The organism is Bradyrhizobium sp. Ken64, assembly GCF_055807555.1.
Map to the genome: position 1 here is coordinate 543607 of NZ_JBVVPA010000002.1, position 16534 is coordinate 560140.

23 protein-coding genes are annotated in these 16534 nt (G+C 63.7%); 11 read left to right on the top strand and 12 right to left on the bottom strand.

Annotated features, from left to right (window positions below; genetic code table 11):
- Window positions 1–33: 33 nt before the first annotated feature.
- Window positions 34–486 (top strand): hypothetical protein, encoded by a 453-nt coding sequence (locus AC0L2F_RS05675; RefSeq protein ID WP_007607349.1) that lies wholly within the window; start codon window positions 34–36, stop codon window positions 484–486.
- Between the two features lie 96 nt (window positions 487–582).
- Entirely contained in the window at window positions 583–810 is a 228-nt protein-coding gene (locus tag AC0L2F_RS05680; protein WP_007607347.1) for a hypothetical protein, read from the top strand.
- Between the two features lie 69 nt (window positions 811–879).
- Here the strand turns inward: AC0L2F_RS05680 and AC0L2F_RS05685 are convergent, their stop codons facing one another.
- The 7 genes from AC0L2F_RS05685 to AC0L2F_RS05715 form a co-directional block, all read right to left on the bottom strand.
- On the bottom strand, window positions 880–1698 hold the full coding sequence (locus tag AC0L2F_RS05685; protein WP_007607345.1) for an aldo/keto reductase: 819 nt from the start codon (window positions 1696–1698) through the stop codon (window positions 880–882).
- 147 nt (window positions 1699–1845) lie between these two features.
- Complete coding sequence (locus AC0L2F_RS05690) at window positions 1846–3411, bottom strand: alkaline phosphatase D family protein (RefSeq protein WP_473247770.1); 1566 nt, start codon at window positions 3409–3411, stop codon at window positions 1846–1848.
- A 118-nt stretch (window positions 3412–3529) separates the two neighbouring features.
- Window positions 3530–3922, bottom strand: coding sequence for a hypothetical protein (locus tag AC0L2F_RS05695; protein ID WP_371258311.1), 393 nt, complete (start codon window positions 3920–3922; stop codon window positions 3530–3532).
- 134 nt (window positions 3923–4056) lie between these two features.
- Window positions 4057–5058: an NAD(P)H-dependent flavin oxidoreductase gene (locus tag AC0L2F_RS05700; protein ID WP_007607341.1), complete on the bottom strand. Its 1002-nt coding sequence runs from the start codon at window positions 5056–5058 to the stop codon at window positions 4057–4059.
- Between the two features lie 95 nt (window positions 5059–5153).
- Window positions 5154–6773 carry a DHA2 family efflux MFS transporter permease subunit gene (locus tag AC0L2F_RS05705; RefSeq protein WP_473247771.1) on the bottom strand — a complete coding sequence of 540 codons (1620 nt, stop codon included), beginning with the start codon at window positions 6771–6773 and terminating at the stop codon, window positions 5154–5156.
- Window positions 6770–7924: an HlyD family secretion protein gene (locus AC0L2F_RS05710; RefSeq protein WP_473247772.1), complete on the bottom strand. Its 1155-nt coding sequence runs from the start codon at window positions 7922–7924 to the stop codon at window positions 6770–6772. The genes AC0L2F_RS05705 and AC0L2F_RS05710 overlap by 4 nt, the downstream gene beginning before the upstream one ends.
- A 196-nt stretch (window positions 7925–8120) precedes the next feature.
- Window positions 8121–8495 (bottom strand): PRC-barrel domain-containing protein, encoded by a 375-nt coding sequence (locus tag AC0L2F_RS05715; protein WP_473247773.1) that lies wholly within the window; start codon window positions 8493–8495, stop codon window positions 8121–8123.
- A 138-nt stretch (window positions 8496–8633) separates the two neighbouring features.
- On the opposite strand from AC0L2F_RS05715, the gene AC0L2F_RS05720 reads away from it, so the two are divergent.
- The 7 genes from AC0L2F_RS05720 to AC0L2F_RS05750 all read left to right on the top strand — a co-directional run bounded on the left by AC0L2F_RS05720 (window position 8634) and on the right by AC0L2F_RS05750 (window position 13914).
- The gene (locus AC0L2F_RS05720) at window positions 8634–10421 is read left to right on the top strand and encodes a thiamine pyrophosphate-requiring protein (protein ID WP_473247774.1); all 1788 of its coding nucleotides are present in this window, start codon (window positions 8634–8636) and stop codon (window positions 10419–10421) included.
- An 8-nt stretch (window positions 10422–10429) separates the two neighbouring features.
- Window positions 10430–10657: a hypothetical protein gene (locus AC0L2F_RS05725; protein ID WP_473247775.1), complete on the top strand. Its 228-nt coding sequence runs from the start codon at window positions 10430–10432 to the stop codon at window positions 10655–10657.
- 89 nt (window positions 10658–10746) lie between these two features.
- Window positions 10747–11301: a DUF4142 domain-containing protein gene (locus tag AC0L2F_RS05730; RefSeq protein WP_473247776.1), complete on the top strand. Its 555-nt coding sequence runs from the start codon at window positions 10747–10749 to the stop codon at window positions 11299–11301.
- A 206-nt stretch (window positions 11302–11507) separates the two neighbouring features.
- Window positions 11508–12398 (top strand): SDR family oxidoreductase, encoded by an 891-nt coding sequence (locus AC0L2F_RS05735; protein ID WP_473247777.1) that lies wholly within the window; start codon window positions 11508–11510, stop codon window positions 12396–12398.
- 99 nt (window positions 12399–12497) lie between these two features.
- Window positions 12498–13082 carry a phosphatase PAP2 family protein gene (locus tag AC0L2F_RS05740; RefSeq protein WP_007607315.1) on the top strand — a complete coding sequence of 195 codons (585 nt, stop codon included), beginning with the start codon at window positions 12498–12500 and terminating at the stop codon, window positions 13080–13082.
- A complete protein-coding gene (locus AC0L2F_RS05745) occupies window positions 13079–13426 on the top strand; it encodes a DUF3147 family protein (RefSeq protein WP_007607314.1) in 348 nt (115 codons plus the stop codon). Before AC0L2F_RS05740 ends, AC0L2F_RS05745 begins: the two co-directional genes overlap by 4 nt.
- On the top strand, window positions 13426–13914 hold the full coding sequence (locus AC0L2F_RS05750) for a hypothetical protein (protein ID WP_007607313.1): 489 nt from the start codon (window positions 13426–13428) through the stop codon (window positions 13912–13914). The genes AC0L2F_RS05745 and AC0L2F_RS05750 overlap by 1 nt, the downstream gene beginning before the upstream one ends.
- On the opposite strand, the gene AC0L2F_RS05755 is transcribed toward AC0L2F_RS05750, so the two are convergent.
- On the bottom strand, window positions 13911–14078 hold the full coding sequence (locus AC0L2F_RS05755) for a hypothetical protein (RefSeq protein WP_007607312.1): 168 nt from the start codon (window positions 14076–14078) through the stop codon (window positions 13911–13913). The genes AC0L2F_RS05750 and AC0L2F_RS05755 overlap by 4 nt on opposite strands.
- A 175-nt stretch (window positions 14079–14253) precedes the next feature.
- Between AC0L2F_RS05755 and AC0L2F_RS05760 the strand changes: the two genes are divergently transcribed.
- The gene (locus AC0L2F_RS05760; protein WP_473247778.1) at window positions 14254–14502 is read left to right on the top strand and encodes a hypothetical protein; all 249 of its coding nucleotides are present in this window, start codon (window positions 14254–14256) and stop codon (window positions 14500–14502) included.
- 138 nt (window positions 14503–14640) lie between these two features.
- Here the strand turns inward: AC0L2F_RS05760 and AC0L2F_RS05765 are convergent, their stop codons facing one another.
- From AC0L2F_RS05765 to AC0L2F_RS05775, 3 genes are all read right to left on the bottom strand, one after another.
- Complete coding sequence (locus AC0L2F_RS05765; RefSeq protein ID WP_106942847.1) at window positions 14641–14847, bottom strand: hypothetical protein; 207 nt, start codon at window positions 14845–14847, stop codon at window positions 14641–14643.
- Window positions 14848–14925: 78 nt separating this feature from the next.
- The gene (locus AC0L2F_RS05770) at window positions 14926–15057 is read right to left on the bottom strand and encodes a hypothetical protein (RefSeq protein WP_473247779.1); all 132 of its coding nucleotides are present in this window, start codon (window positions 15055–15057) and stop codon (window positions 14926–14928) included.
- Between the two features lie 105 nt (window positions 15058–15162).
- Window positions 15163–15357 carry a hypothetical protein gene (locus AC0L2F_RS05775; protein WP_035974876.1) on the bottom strand — a complete coding sequence of 65 codons (195 nt, stop codon included), beginning with the start codon at window positions 15355–15357 and terminating at the stop codon, window positions 15163–15165.
- Window positions 15358–15453: 96 nt separating this feature from the next.
- Between AC0L2F_RS05775 and AC0L2F_RS05780 the strand changes: the two genes are divergently transcribed.
- Window positions 15454–15966: a DUF4142 domain-containing protein gene (locus AC0L2F_RS05780; RefSeq protein WP_473247781.1), complete on the top strand. Its 513-nt coding sequence runs from the start codon at window positions 15454–15456 to the stop codon at window positions 15964–15966.
- Between the two features lie 17 nt (window positions 15967–15983).
- On the opposite strand, the gene AC0L2F_RS05785 is transcribed toward AC0L2F_RS05780, so the two are convergent.
- On the bottom strand, window positions 15984–16262 hold the full coding sequence (locus AC0L2F_RS05785; RefSeq protein WP_007607301.1) for a hypothetical protein: 279 nt from the start codon (window positions 16260–16262) through the stop codon (window positions 15984–15986).
- Between the last annotated feature and the right edge of the window lie 272 nt (window positions 16263–16534).

Genomic DNA, 16534 nt, shown 5'->3' on the forward strand with positions numbered 1-16534 from the left:
TCGGAATTGTTTGCAGATGGGGCCTTTCAGGACATGGGACGTTGTTTGAGCCGCTCGATCGCGGCAGCAGTGCTGTGGGTTGCGTTCACGCCCGCGGCCGGTGCCGAGTCGCTTGCGGCGACCGTCGAGCAATGGGGCTTGCTCGGCTCATGGGCGATCGACTGCGCGGTCCGGCCCGACCGTGACAAGGGCGCGCTCTTGACCTACGAGATCCGGAAGGACGGAAGGGTGATGTACCGGCGCAATTTCGGCGAGGCCAAGGACGAAAACGAAGTGGTATCGGCGATGGTCAACGCCGACGGTCTGCTCAATGTGATGGTGTACTTCCCCTTGCTGCAGCAGACCCGCGAGTTCGGTCTGCTACTCTCGAAGCAAGGCAGCTTGCGCGCAATCTACAATCGCAGTGAGCGCGGCGAGTACACGATCAGGGACGGCAAATACGTCGCGACAGGCGCGCCAACACCCGCACAACAGCGCTGCGATTAACCCACCTGAACAGGCGTTCAGAATTCTCCTGCGATTCCTCCGGAACGTTCACGCGAATGCGCCGTTTAGATTTGCATTCCATTGGAGGAGGACATCATGAAGAAGTTTGGTTATGTGCTTGCCGCTGTCGGCGCGCTCGCGGTTGCACTGCCGACGCTCGCCAGCGCGGAGACGGTGGTGATCAAGCGCGGAGGTCATCATCACGGCATGTATGGCGCCCGCGCCGAATACGGCATGCATCGCGATCACGGCTGGCATCGCGGCTGGCACCATCGCGACCGGGTCGTCGTGATCAAGCGTGGTCACCGCCATCATTGGGACTAATGCGCAACGCAATATGGAGATGGCCCCTCACGGGGCCATCTCTTTGCGTGTACGAAACGTTCGGCGAGGTCAGTCCCATGCCGGCGCAAAGCCGGGATTGACGCAGCGCCTGTCCTTCGGCAGCGCGGCGATTTTGTTGCGGTCGGCGTCGTCGAGCGTGATCTTCAGCGCGTCGAGATTGGCCTGCTGGCTCTCTCGGCGCGAGGCCTTCGGGATCGCGGCGACACCGTTTTGGTCGAGCAGCCATTTCAGCGCGACCTGCGCGGCGGTTGCATTGTGCCTGGCGCCGATCTCGGCCAGTACCGGATCGGAGGCAACGCGCCCCTGTGCCAGCGGGCAATAGGCGACCAGCGGGATCGATTTGGCATTGAGATAAGCCAGCACCTTCGATTGATCGAGCATGGCGTGATATTCGATCTGATTGCAGGCGATCGGCGCCTTGATGTCCTCGACCGCGATCTTGAGCAGCGCCGTGGTGAAGTTGGCGACGCCGATCGCCCGTGTGCGCCCTTCCTCCTTCAGCTGCATCAACGTTTCGAACACCGCACCCCAGTTCGCAGTCTTGGACGGCCAGTGCACGAGATAGAGATCGACATGATCGAGCCGCAGCTTGTTCAGGCTGGTGTCGAAGGCGCGGCGGATGGCGTCGGGGCTGAGGTTCTCGTGCCAGACCTTGGTCGTGACGTGCAGCTCGCCCCGCGGCAGCCGGGCCGCGGCGAGCGCCGCGCCGATCGATTCTTCGTTGCCGTACATCTCGGCGGTATCGATATGGCGATAGCCGATCGACAGGGCGCTCTCGACCGCCGCGCGGCAGGCATCGCCCTGCATGCGGAAGGTCCCGAGGCCGAGCTTGGGCATGCTGATGCCCTGTGTCTTGAGATTGTCCATGAAAAAGCTCCTGACATCGTTCAGCCCGCCGGAGGCCAGCAGCGATGCTGCGTGAGCAGACTCTTCGGGGATGGAAAAGAGGTGGCGGGAACGGACAGCATAGCGCGGCAGGCGCAAGGCGGCCAATCAAGATCGGGTTAGCGTCCCTCAGGAATGCTGCGCCACCACGGCTGGACGCGCCTGCGGCTGCGGCTCGATATCGACCGACCAGAGGTCCCGATTGTCGACGTCCTTCAGCGTCACGGTCATCACGCCGGTCCGGCCATCGATGTCGACCTTGCCGAAGAACTGCAGTCCGAAACAAGGCGCGAGGTCTTCGCCCTGCGTTTCACTGCACCCGTTCTGGTACATCGCGACCGGACCAAAGGTGTCGTCGAGCTCGCCCGGGCCCCAGGTGCCGGCATGCAAGGGCCCCGAGACGAACTCCCAGAACGGTTCGAAGTCGCTAAATTGCGCCCTGTTCGGATCGTAATGGTGCGCGGCGGTGTAGTGCATGTCGGCGGTGAGCCAGACGATGTTGCGGATTCCGGCGCGCTTGATGGACGCGAGAAGGTCGGCGATCTCGTGCTCGCGCCGGTCGGGCGGCCCATTGCCGAGCGCAACCGCATCGAGGCTGACCAGGCCGATCGGCAGGTCGGCCGCGATCACCTTCCAGGTCGCGCGCGAGGCCGCGAGCTCACGCTTCAGCCAGGCGAGCTGTTCGGCGCCCAGGATCCAGCCGCGGTGATCGTCGCCCTTGTTCCAGCTCTCGTCGCGATAGCTGCGCATGTCGATCATGAAGACGTCGAGCAAAGGACCATAGGCGATCTTGCGATAGACCCGCCCCTTACGCGCTCCGATCTCGCGGATCGGCATGAAGTCGAAGAAGGCGCGGCGGGCGCGCGCGACCAGGCGGGGCGTGCCGTCATCCTCATGGCCGGCGGCGTCATAGCTGCCGGTCGGCGACCAGTCGTTGGTGACCTCGTGGTCGTCCCATTGCGCGAACATCGGCACCTCGGCGTGGAAGGCGCGGAAGTGCTGGTCGAGATGGTTGTATTTGTAATTGCCGCGGAACTGCGCCAGCGTGTGCGCGACCTCGGATTTCTCCTCGGTCACGATGTTGCGCCAGATCTCGCCGTTCGGCAGCTTCTGCTCGGAGGGGATCGTGCAGTCGGCGTAGATGTGATCGCCGGAGTGGATGAAGAAGTCCGGGCGATTGTCGAGCATGGTGCGATAGCTTCGGTAGCCGCCGCGGGATGTGTCGATGCCCCAGCCCTGCCCCGCGGTATCGCCGGACCATAGGAACGAGATCGACCGGCCGGCACCCGGCGCAGTGCGGAAATGGCCGATGCGGCTTTCGCCAGCGATGCCGGTCGCGATGTCGTCGAAGCGCACGCGATAGAAGATGTCCTGCCCGGGAGGCAGATCATTCAGCAGCAGCTTTGAGGCGAAGTCGGCTTCGGGCAACGCATCGCGCGAAGCCGACGCGATGACGGTCTTGAAGCTTTCCACGGTCGAATAGTCCACCTGCATCCGCGCCGGCCGGTCGGCGCGCGCCCAGATCACGGCGGAGCCATCCGAGACGTCGCCGGACTGGATGCCGCCTGCGATCTGCGGACGATCAGCGGCGCGGCTGAGATGTGGCGTTGCGAGCGCGGCAACGGCGAGGCTCGAGGTGGAACGGACCAGGAATTGCCGCCGGGTCCAGGCGCGCGAGGCGCGGAGCGCTACCATTCAGGAAACCTTCGTCGACTAGCGACGGAAGGTGCCTGCGTCGTTTGACCCCCGGCTTACGGTTTCTTGACCGCGGGTCTACGGTTTTGCGACGTGCGGATGACGGCTCGGAACTAAGCTAATGCTTCCAGTTGCAGATGCCCCCGCTGCGACACGGCCAGGTCTGGATGCGGGTGTCCATCGCCTGCGCGTCGAGCGGATTGCCGTGGCGATGCGCGAGCTTGGTGCGTGCCGCGCCGCGCGGCTGCGCGGGCTTGGCGTGCGCAACCTTCGGCTCCGACACGCGCACGCGTTCGGCGGCGACTTTCTTCGGCACGTCGACCGGCACGGCGCGCGCCTGCGCCTCGTTGCCGCCGCGCGCCTCCAGAGCGACCGGCGCGAATTGGGTTTCGGGCCCGAGCCGCTTCGGCGACAACACTGCCTTCGAAAGGTCGAGGCCGAGATATTCGCTGGGCTTGTAGTCGTCAGCGCGCGCGACGCCGCCCCATGCGAGCATGAGGGCAACGGCCATTGCAAAAGGAGCGCTCTTTGGAATCACGGACGCCTCCTGAAATTGATTGTTAAGAGGTAATTTACCTCTATTTAGGAGGCGTCGCGCGCAATTCCAGCGGTCAACTGGCGCCGTGGTTAAGAAGTTTGGCGGTGTCAGGCGACCTTTCGCGGTGCACCCGTCCCTTCAAGAAACCCCATCAGACGGGTACGGATGATGGTTTCCGCCTCAGTCATGATCCTGTCGACGAGTTCCTTGCAGGTGGGGATGTCGTGGATGAGGCCTGCGACCATGCCGCAGCTCCACGCGCCCGCGTCCATCTGCCCGTCCAGCATGATCCTGGGATAGACGCCCGCGACCTGGTCGTGGATGTCGTCGATCTTCAGTCTGTCGCCCTTCTCGCGTTCGATCTCGAGCAGGCGGTCGACATTGGCGTTCTTCAGCACGCGCTCGGTATTGCGCAGGCTCCGCATGATCAGGCGGGTGTCGAGCTCGGTCGCGGCGACCAGCGCGTTCTTGACGTTCTGATGCACCGGGGCTTCCTTGGTCGCGATGAAGCGCGTGCCCATGTTCATGCCGGCCGCCCCCAGCGACAGCGCCGCGACGAGGCTGCGCCCGTCGGCCATGCCGCCGGACGCGACGAACGGGATCTTCAATTCCTCCGCCGCGCGCGGCAGCAGAATCATGTTGGGAATGTCGTCCTCGCCCGGATGGCCGCCGCACTCAAAGCCGTCAACGCTGACGGCGTCGCATCCGATGCGCTCGGCCTTCAGGGAGTGGCGCACCGAGGTGCATTTGTGGATGACCTTGATCCCGGCAGCCTTCAGCGCGGGCATGTAGGCTTCCGGGCTGCGGCCCGCGGTCTCCACGGACTTGATGCCGCCTTCGACGATGGCCGCGATGTATTCCGGATAAGGCGGCGTGGCGAAGGTCGGCAGGAAAGTGAGGTTCACGCCGAACGGCTTGTCGGTCATGTCGCGGCAGCGCGCGATCTCTTTTGCCAGCAGCTCCGGCGTCTTCTGCGTGAGACCGGTGATGATGCCGAGCCCGCCGGCATTGGAGACGGCAGCCGCCAGCTCGGCAAAGCCGACGAAATGCATGCCGCCCTGGATGATGGGGTGCTCGATGCCGAACAGTTCGGTGATCGCGGTCTTCACTTAAATTACCTCCCGGGCTTTTGCTTGGTGTGTTCGGACCAGTCTAGCCGGACTTTTGCGCCGCGGTCACCCTTTCTCTCCGAACGGCCGTTGGCTCAATGCCCCCGCGCGGGAGCGCCCAGCTTGATCGGGCGCAGCACCGCGGCGGTCGGGATCATCAGCACCGCGATGATCGCGAGCGTCCAGAACACGTCGATATAGGCGAGCAAATCGACCTGATGCTGCAAGGTGCGCCCGACCCAGGCGACCGCCTGCGAGGCCGCATCGCTCGCATTCGAGCCCTGAGCCTGGAAGAAGCGGGTCATCGTCTCGATGGTCTGCTGGTAGCCGAGGTCCGATGGCGCGGCGTGTTCGATCAGGCGGCTCTGGTGGAATTGCTGGCGCTGCGCCAGGATTGTCTGCGCCAGTGCAACGCCCATGGAGCCGCCGATATTGCGGGCGACGTTGATCAGTGCCGAGGCCTGGTTGGTCTTGTCGGGCGGCACGCCGTCATAGGACGCGGTCGTGACCGGCAGGAACAGGAAAGGCAGACCGAGCGCGAGGAAGATGCGCGACATCGCGGCATAGCCATAGGTGATATCGCCGGTGAGGCCCGTGAGATGCCACATCGAGAACGCGACGATGGTGGCGCCAAACATGATGAGGTATTTCGGCTGCACGCTGCTGACGAGACGGCCCACCACCGGCATCAGCACCAGGGTCGCGATTCCGCCAGGTGACAGCGCAAGACCCGCCAGCATGGCGGTGTAGTTCAAATCGCTCTGGAGCAGTTGCGGTAAAAGCTGCGTCGTCGAAATCAGCACCGCGCCGGTCGCAAGCATGACCAGGAAGCAGGCGGCGAACTGGCGACGGCCCAGCAGGCGGAGATCGACGATGGGATCCTCGCGCGTCAGCTCCCAAGGGATCAGCGCAAGCAGTGACACGGCCGAAAGTACCGCGAAGAACACGATCACGTTCGAGCCGAACCAGTCGCTGCGCTGGCCTTCGTCGAGCACGTATTCGAGCGAGCCGAGCCCGATCGCGACCAGCAGGAAGCCGACATAGTCGACCCGCAGGCCCTTGCTCAGCAGCTTCTCCCGCTCCTCCTCCGCCCCCGATGGCTCCTTGACCAGCGTGCCGACCAGGAACAGCGACAGCAGTCCCATGGGGACGTTGATCAGGAACACCCAGTGCCAGGTGTAGGTGTCGGTGATCCAGCCGCCGAGTGTCGGACCGACTACGGGCGCGACCACGACGGCGACGCCATAGATTGCGAACGCTTGGCCGCGCTTGTGCGGCGGGAAGGAGTCGGCGAGGATCGCCTGCTCGCTGGTCGCCATGCCGCCACCGCCGAGGCCCTGAAGGATGCGGAACAGCACCAGCGACTGCAAATTCCAGGCGAAGCCGCACAAAAGCGAGGAGACCGTGAAGATCGCAACGCAGATCATGTAGAAGCGCTTGCGGCCGATCACGGTCGACAGCCAGCCCGAGATCGACAGCACGATGGCGTTGGCGACGAGATAGCTGGTGATGACGTAGGTGCTCTCGTCGATTCCGACGGCAAGCCCACCGGCGATGTGGCGCAAGGCGACATTGGCAATGGTGGTGTCGAGTACCTCCATGAAGGTCGCGATCGAGACGACGAACGCGATGAGATAGGGGTTATGACCGCCCGCCGCCGAGCGCTCCGGCGACCAGCCGCCCGCTGACGCGCCCCCTTGCGCCGTATCCGTCATCGCACCTTGGTCCAGGGCACGACCGACATGCCCGGGCCAACGGGCAAATCCGCCGGCCAGCTGTCGACCGCGATCTTCACCGGCACGCGCTGCACCACCTTGACGTAATTGCCGGTGGCGTTCTCCGCCGGCAACAGGCTGAACGCGGTGCCGGAGCCCGGCTGCACGGACTCGACATGGCCGGTGAGCTTGCGGCCGGGATAGGCGTCGATGCGGATCTCAACCGGCTGGCCCGGCCGCATGTCGTTGAGCTGCGTCTCCTTGTAGTTGGCGACGATCCAGACTTCGTCGGGCACGAACATCATCAGGCTCTGGCCCGGGTTGACGAAGGTGCCCTTGGCGCCGCTGAGTTTGACGACGCGGCCGGACTGCGCCGCAACCACGTTGGTATATTGCAGGTTCAGCTTGGCCTGATCGAGCTGCGCCTGCGACTGCTCGAGCTGCGCCCGGGCGCCTTCGAGCTGGGCCTGCAGCGTCTTGATGCCGACTTGCGCGGCCGTCACCGCGGTCTTCGCGCGCTCAGTATTGGCCTGCTGCGCCTGAAGATCGGAGCGGGTCTGCTGCTGGCGCTGCACGGTGCCTGCGCCCTTCTCGACCAGATCCTGAGCGCGCGCGAATTCTTCCTGCGAGAACTTGAGCTGGGCCTGGGCCTGATCGAGCTGCGCCTCCGCCTGCTTGATCTGCTCCTGCTGCGAAACGATCTGCGCCTCGACATTGGCGATGTTCGCCCTGGCGACCGCGACCTGAGCATTGGCCTGATCGATGGCGATGCGATAGTCGCGCTCGTCGATCTTGGCGAGAAGGTCCCCGGCTTTGACATGCTGGTTGTCCGTGACCGGGATCTCGGTCACGTACCCGCCGACCTTGGAGGCCACCGAAAAGCTGCGCGCGGCGACGAAAGCATCGTCGGTGGATTCATAGTGGCGTACCTGAAGCCAGTAGAGCAATCCGCCGATCAGGGCCGCGAGCAAGACAATGGTGCCAACGGTTGCCACCAACCAATGCTCGCGAATCCGGTCCCGCAGCGACGGCGCCTTCGCCGGCTTCGAGTCCTTGGCTTCGCGGACCTGATCAGGAGAGGTCTTCGGAGCTTCCTTCGCCCTCTGCGGCTGCTCCGCGGATGGATCACGCTCCCGGGTTTGAGCATCCACGGTGAACACCTTTCTCAGGGATCAAACTGGCGGCAGAGCCGCCAAAGCCGGCTCACGCGACGCGAGCCCAACTGCAACTCCTGATCATGGTTCCGCCCGTTGCGAGCACCATCGCGTTCGTGAACGCCCTGCCTAAAAAGCGAGCGCGGCGCACCGGGCGCCGCGCTCGCGTCGAGCTTCCTTTCAGCGGAAATGTCTAAGCGGCGGGGACGCCGTAATAGGAATCGATGCCGCGAACCGCGGCGTCGTCACCCCAGTTCCACTCGCTCCGTTCGCCGTATTTCGGCGCGCCTTCCAGCTCCTTGGTGGTGATGCCGGTGACATAGCCGCCGAGCTCCGTGTCGTATTTCAGCGACTGCCACGGCAGCGGATAATGGTCGTTGCCGAGGCCCAGAAATCCGCCGAAGCCGAGCACGGCGTAGGATACCTTGCCGCTGATCTTGTCGATCATCACGCGTTCGATCGAGCCGATTTTGTTGCGATCGGCGCCGTAGACCGATGTTCCCTCGACCTTGTCGCTACCGATCAACCGACCCATTTCGTCTCGGTCCAGTTCACCCTGATTCAACATCTCAATTCTCCACTCAGCCAGTGTGGAGACAACCCGATGAGGTGCGCGATCGTTCCGGCATGTTCCGCGAGAGTTGAGGAACATCGCCGGAAACGGGCGGTTCTCTCAACTTGAATCCCGGAACCGAGAGCCGCCTCGATGTCCCAGACCGTCTCCGACTTCATCGTTCAACGTCTGCATCAATGGGGCGTGCGCCACCTCTTTGGCTATCCCGGCGACGGCATCAACGGCGTATTCGGCGCCCTTCAGCGCGCTGAGGGCAAGATCGGCTTCGTCCAGACGCGGCATGAGGAGATGGCCGCCTTCATGGCCACCGCCTATGCGAAGTTCTCCGGCCAGCTCGGGGTGTGTATCGCAACTTCGGGTCCCGGCGCCTCGCACCTGATCACCGGGCTCTACGATGCCCTGCTCGATCACCAGCCCGTGCTCGCGATCGTCGGCCAGCAGGCACGCAATGCGCTGGGCGGACATTATCAGCAGGAACTCGACCTCGTCTCGATGTTCAAGGATGTGGCTGGCGCGTATGTCATGCAGGCATCCTCGCCGGCGCAGATCCGGCATCTGATCGATCGATCGATCCGGATCGCGTTGGCCCGGCGGACGCCCACTGTGGTCATCCTGCCCAACGATATCCAGGAGGAGCCCTACGAGGATCCGCCGCGCGCACACGGCACCCTGCACTCCGGCGTCGGCTATAGCGCGCCAAGCATCAAGCCTCGTGATGCTGACCTCGATCGTGCCGCCGAGGTGCTCAACGCCGGCAAGAAGGTCGCGATGCTCATCGGCGCCGGCGCGCTCCATGCCACCGAAGAGGTGATCGCCGTCGCCGACCGCTTGTCCGCCGGCTGCGCCAAGGCACTGCTCGGCAAGGCGGCGCTCCCGGACGATCTGCCCTGGGTCACCGGCTCGATCGGCCTGCTCGGCACCGAGCCCAGCTACAACATGATGATGGAATGCGACACGCTGCTGATGGTCGGCTCCGGGTTTCCGTATTCCGAGTTCCTGCCGAAGGAAGGCGCGGCGCGCGGCGTGCAGATCGACATCGACGCCAGCATGATGTCGATTCGTTTTCCCATGGAGGTCGGCCTGGTCGGTGATGCCGCCGAGACGCTACGCGCCCTGCTGCCGCGGCTCGCACCCAAGACCGACGGCGCCTGGCGCCAGGGGATTCAAGAGGATGTCGCGAAATGGTGGAAGACGCTCGATGATCGGGCACATCAGCCCGCGGCACCGGTCAATCCGCAGCTCGTCACCTGGGAGCTGTCGCCGCGCCTGCCTGACCGTGCCATCATCACCAGCGATTCCGGCTCCTGCGCCAACTGGTTCGCGCGCGACCTGAAGATGCGTCGCGGCATGACGGCCTCGCTCTCGGGCGGCCTCGCCTCGATGGGTGCCGCGGTGCCCTATGCGCTCGCCGCGAAATACGCCCATTCCGACCGCCCGGTGATTGCCCTCGTCGGCGACGGCGCCATGCAGATGAACAACATGGCCGAGCTGATCACCGCCGCGAAATATTGGCGCGACTGGAAGGATCCGCGCTTCGTCGTCTGCGTCTTCAACAACGAAGATCTCAACCAGGTGACCTGGGAGCAGCGTATCATCAACGGGGATCCGAAATTCGAGGCATCGCAGCGCATCCCAAACGTGTCCTATTCGCGGTTTGCCGAGCTGATCGGCCTCTCCGGCATCTATGTCGACAGCCCGCAGATGCTGGGCTCGGCGTGGGAGCAGGCGCTGGCGAGCCGGATGCCGGTGGTGCTGGAGGTGAAGACCGACCCCGAAGTGCCGCCTTTGCCGCCGCACATCACCCTGCAGCAGGCCAAGAACTTCGCGCTTGCGCTGATGAAGGGCGATCCCAACGAGAGCGGAGTGATCAAGGGGGCGGCGCGGCAAGTGCTGGAAAAGATCCTGCCTGGAAGTGAATGAGGTGAAGCATGAGCGATTTCCGCGATATCCAGCACGGCGTCAACGATCCCGTGGATGGCCTCGACGTGAAGCGGCAGATCAACGACAACCGGACGCCGCACGAGCGGGCACAACGCCATGCAGACGTGCGTGCCGAGGCCACTGCCAGGCTGAGTGAGCCGTTTCTGCCCGAACGGCTTCGGCGCAAGCCGACGGATCCGATCAATCCGCGCACCGGGCGGCGTCCAACGGATTAGCCATTAGGAACTCCGGCCCCTGCAGCGTGTTGGTGGCCGCAACGTCGCGCGCGGCGAGAGGCCGCGCGCCCATTCGAAGGGATCGGACCATGAAACGAATGATTATCGCAGCTGCCTGCGTGCTTCTCGCAGGTCCCGCGCTCGCCCAGTCGCTCGGCGAGAAAACCGGCGTCAACTCGGCGCTCGGCGTCGCGCCTGCCACCGCCGACTTCGTCAAGGAAGCCGCCATCAGCGACATGTTCGAGATCGAGTCGAGCAAGCTCGCCGAGCAGAAAGGCAACGCGCAGGAGAAGACCTTTGCGCAGCAGATGGTGACCGACCACACCAAGACCAGCAGCGAACTCAAGGGCCTCGTCAGCGGCGGCAAGGTGAAGGCGACCCTGCCGACAGCGCTCGACAGTTCGCACCAGAGCAAGCTCGACAAGCTCAAGAGTGCGAATGGGAAGGACTTCAGCTCGGATTACAATTCGTACCAGGTCAGTGCTCATGAGGACGCGGTCTCGCTGTTCGAGCGTTACGCCAAGGGCGGCGACAATTCCGACCTGAAGGATTGGGCCGGCAAGACGCTGCCGGCGCTCAAGCACCATCTCGACATGGCCAAGGAGCTCGGCAAGGCGCCGAGCGTCGGCCAATCGTCCAAGTAATGGTTGCCGAGGACGCCGGCCTGCAGTCGGCGTCCTCTCGTTTTGCAACGATGCCTGTCTCCGCGCATTGAGATCGCGAGATCGCGGAGAGCCTCATGACACATCAAGACAAGACTTCATTATCCCGCCGGCACGTCGTCCAAGCGGCGAGCGCAACGCTCGCTGCTGCTTCGCTGGCCTCTTCGACAGCGAAAGGAGACACATCCATGGCTGAGCAGAAACTCGTCGATCCCGTCAGTCGTTTTCCAAAGCCGCCGTTCAAAAAACAGTCGCAGCCCTGGCCTGGCCTTGCCGGCAAGATGGAGCCGCCGCCGGATCACGGCGAGAGCAGCTACAAGGGCTCTGGCCGGCTCGCGGGCCGCAAGGCGCTGATCACCGGCGGCGATTCCGGTATGGGCCGCGCCGCTGCGATAGCCTATGCACGCGAAGGCGCCGACGTCGCCATCAACTATCTCCCGGCCGAAGAGCCGGATGCGCAGGACGTCATCGCGCTGATCAAGAAGGAAGGGCGCACCGGGCGCGCGATTCCCGGCGACCTCAAGGATGAGGCTTTCTGCAAGCAGCTGGTGGAGCAGGCCGTCCAAGGTCTCGGCGGACTCGACATCGTCGTCTGCAACGCGGCGCGGCAGCAGACACGTGCGTCCATACTCGACGTCTCCTCGGAAGACTTCGATGCGACCATGAAGACCAACATCTATGCGCCGTTCTGGATCATCAGGGCGGCGCTTCCGCATTTGAAGCCCGGCTCGTGCATCATCGGCACGACATCGGAGCAGGCTTACGATCCCTCTCCCGATCTCTACGATTATGCGCAGACCAAAGCGGCGACGATGAATTACGTCAAGTCGCTGGCGAAGCAGCTCGCCTCGAAGGGCATTCGCGTCAATGGCGTCGCCCCGGGACCGATCTGGACGCCGCTCCAGGTCTCCGGCGGCGCTACAATGGAGAAGCTCGAAAAATTCGGCGGCATGACGCCGCTCGGCCGTCCCGGCCAGCCCGCCGAACTGGCCTCGATTTACGTGCAGCTTGCCGCGGCCGACGCGAGCTATGCGACCGGCCAGGTGTATGGGTCCGCTGGCGGATCGGGACAGCCGTAGCCCGGCGCTGCAGGCTGATGTCACGCGGCAGAGCCCAGGAACCTTCTTTGTCTCCGGGCTTTACAAAACTGTCACAAAGGACATTACGCTTGCAGACAGATGGCATTGGTAGAGGTCAAACCCAGCCGGATCGATACCGCGATCGCGGATACGATTGCTGATCACACCAATTCAGGCGTCGAGCACACGGCGCAGACATTGACCTGGGCCGCCGACGAGCACGTGCTGCTCGCGCTGGCCGCAATAGGGTGGCTCTACACTCACATTCGGCAGCCGCAACAGCGGCCCGTGGCAAATCACATCTTGGCCGTGTCGCTGGCAACGGCCGTCCTGCCGCATCTCCTGAAATCCGTGTTCGATCAGACCAGGCCAGACCGGCTGACCATACGCGGGCACGGGCATGGAGTACCCGTCTCAGGACGGGCGCGCGACGCCTTCCCCTCCGGTCACGCGGTCCATATGGGCGCCCTTGCCTCGGCGGCGGGCTTGCTGCCGAAGACGCCGCGCCGATTGCTGCGCACAGCCGCAATCGCACTATCGCTGACCCGGATCGCGGTACTCGCGCACTGGGCAAGCGACGTGGTCGAAGGCTTTGCGCTTGGCGCGGCCGTCGAGAGACTCTTGCGGCCATGGACACTGACGCAATCGTTCCGCAAGCAAGTCAATCGGCGGGAAAAGCCGTGACCGAATACATCGTGCGCTTCATCGCCGGTGGCATCATCGTCTCCGCTTTTGCGATCTTGGGCGACATGCTCAAACCCAAAAGCTTTGCGGGGTTGCTCGGCGCAGCACCGTCGGTCGCACTGGCGACGCTCGGCATCGCCGTCGTCCAGCACGGCCCGCAATATGCCGCGGCCGAAAGCTGGACGATGATCTATGGCGCGGTCGCGCTCGGCTGCTACAGCGTCGTGGTCTGCCATCTGCTGATCAGATATCGTCTGTCCGCGCTGCCCGCGACCGTCCTCGCTGTCATCGTCTGGCTTGCGGTCGCCTTCGGCCTGCTCGCCGGCTTCGGAGGTGCGGCCTGATGCCGGTCAAGCTGTCGCTCTCCGCGCTCAAGCAGACACGCTGGTACGAATACGGCATTCGTTTCCTGCTCGGTGGCCTGGCGACCGTGCTCACGGGGGTTCTGGGAGCGCGCTTCGGTGTGTCCGTCGGCGGACTTTTCCTTGCGCTTCCCGCCATCTTCTGCGCGAGCGCCACGCTGGTCGAAAGCCATGAACGCCGCACCAAGGAGAAGGCCGGCCTCAGCGGCACGCGCCGCGGGCAAGAGGCCGCCGGGCTCGACGCAGCTGGTGCCGCCTGGGGAAGCATCGGTCTCCTGGCATTCGCCGCCGTCTTTCATTTCACCGTGGCTGCAAGCGTTCCGGGCGCTTTCGCTGCCGCGTTGATAGTCTGGGCCTTCGTTTCGGTCTTGGCCTGGTGGCTCAGGCGCAAGCTGCGCATCGTTTCCCGCAAACCGCACCGATCAGCGCATTCACTATCGGCCAAGGGCTCTCCCCTTGCGAAGCGCTAGCCCGCTTTGGCATGCGTTGCCGGCTGCAGTCTCGGCGGTTGAAGGCCCGGGCTGTTGGCCCAGCGCTCGACCTGCTCGATGACCTTCTGGTGGCTTGGGCGCACCGGCTTGGGTGCGTCGCTCACTTCGAGATGTATGCGGGGCAATCTGACTTCGTTCGTCATGATGTCTCTCCCATTTGCCGGGAGCATACACCTGCCCAAGAACATTTGCACCACATAACTTATTGAAATTGCTATTCTTTTTACTCACTTGGCGCCGTAGTCGCATCTTGTGGAACCGCGGCCGAATGAGTTCGTTGAGTAAACTACTCAACTTGCTCATTTTGGATGATTGATCATGAACGACCTTCGCGCCGAGCGGCTCCAGGTCATGCTGTCACCGGAAGAACTGGCCGCGGTGGACGACTTCCGGTTCAAACATCGCATGCCGACGCGGGCCGCGGCCGTGCGCGAGCTCCTCAAGCTTGGATTGGCCGCTGCCGCGGTCGATGCAGGGAGCAATGTCAAATCGAGCAGCTTCGGGGTTTTCGGGCGCGGCCCGGACGGCCATACGCAACCGCATCCGCAGCGCGACGCCGAGGATTAGTGCAGCCTGATGCTCAAGCAAACGGCCCCGGCACGGGAGTGCCAGGGCCGTCCTTGGAGATTGCTTCCGGATCACCGGGGGCATGACAACCGGAAGCAATCCCTCGACTCTTTGCGCGGGGATTCGTTCCTGATGGAATTAGCCGCTCGGGGCGTCGCCGGAATCATCCGGCGTCATGCCGGAGCCGGGCGTCTTGCTGTTGTCGTTCAATTTGGGATCACGCGTGGCCTCACGAGAGGGCGAGCCCTTTGGCTCCGACTTGTGCACGGTCTGCGCACGCTGCTTGTCCCGCGGCTGCTGTTCACCGCGTTGATCTCTGATGATGCCTTGGTCGGAATGGGCCATGATAGCTCTCGCCTCTTTGCTGTCTCGAAGCGCTTACGCGCCGGAGCGTCGAAGGTTCCGACCCGCGAGATCAGACTGCTAACTGTGCGCCGAGTGCACCGGGGCCGATGCATTTTCGTGATGCACCTGCCGCACCGTCATCACGGTGGCGAACGCGACCGACACGCCAAAGGCGAGGACGAGCGAAAGAAGAGCCAGACGTGGAGCCATTGCAAAAACCTCCTGGAATAGGAAATCAACGCGATCGACTGTTACGAATGATCCTGCTGGCTGTCCGTGAGCAGTCTCACACGCAGATCCACGAAAACGACAGCATTACGCATCCTGCTTTTGAGGCCTGCGCGCTGGAACGGGCGGCACCTCGCCGTCGAGCCAATCCTGCTCGTCGGCAAGTGCCGTCCACGCATTCGCCATGCGCAGAAAACGATTGTGTGACGGCTGTCCTTCGGCGCGCTCGGCGAGCTGGAGGCAGTTGTCGGCGTTATCCCTGAAGATCTCGGACTGTTTCATCAACATGAATTGGGGACGGAACCGCCGCGTCGCAACCGCCCTTACCGGATCATAACATCTGCGGAACTTTCGACCGCTGTCTGCCATTGAATATCCATGCGGATTCTCCTCGCGATGGTTTTGGCGTTCATCAGCACGGCAGCGCTTGCCGACAGCACCGGGGAGCGAAGGCCGGCCGGCCGCACGCCGACCGCAACCGAGACCATCAGCGATCTCTACACTTTCAGCCGCTTCCAGCAGGGTCTGCTGGAGAGCACCGACCTCAAGGGCAATGCCGAGGTCAAGAACCTCGCTGCCCTGCGCGCCGAAGAAGCGACCCGGCGCGACAAGGCTCTGAAGTTGATTCAGGAGGCGATCGGCACCGAACCGCGCATCACCAAGACGACCCCGGCGAGCGCGAGCCTGGTCGAGCCCGAAACTTCGGACGGGCCGACTTTCGTCAGAAGCTTCTATGCCGCGCAGATTCCCGAGTATGAAGCGGTGATCGACCTGCTCGAACGCTATCTGAAGGCGCCCGACAATGCCGCGCTTGCAGCGTTCGCGCGCGAGCAGCTCCCGCTGTTGCGCTCACAGGTCAAGGACGCCGAGCGCACCATGGCGGACAAATAGGACGGTCAAGCAACCCCTTACTTTTGCCGGTTCTCCGGCCGCGCGCTGCGGTTGCCCTCCAGCATCTTGTCCCTGCCGGCATCCCCATTATCATCCTTGCCGCCCGAACTCGACGTGCCGCTACCGCTGGGATTGGACCGGGTCGACGTACCCGTGGTTGGTGTGTCCGCGCGTGGCGTGGCGGAGCTTGCGGCGGGATCACCGGTGACGGCCCCGCGGCCGCTGGGGGCCCCACCTTGCGCGAACGCCGATCCGGCCAACAACATCACCGTGCCGATGACGGCAAATCCTTTCATGTGGGCTCTCCCTGTATTTGCGGGCTAACGGCAGGCCCGGGGCTCCGTTCCCAAAGGGATCAAGTCCGTAAAAACAAGTTGCTGAAAACAGGCCAGAAAAACATTGGAACCCGATGGAACCATTCTGAATGGACGCACTTATGCTAATCGGGCTGAGCAAAGCAGGTTCCACTTCCGGGCGCCGTGACGTTGGCGCTTGATTTCGAATTTGGCTGACGCTCTATTTTGATAAACCGCGTCTCGCCTTGGAATCGGCCGACGCCTGCGGGGGA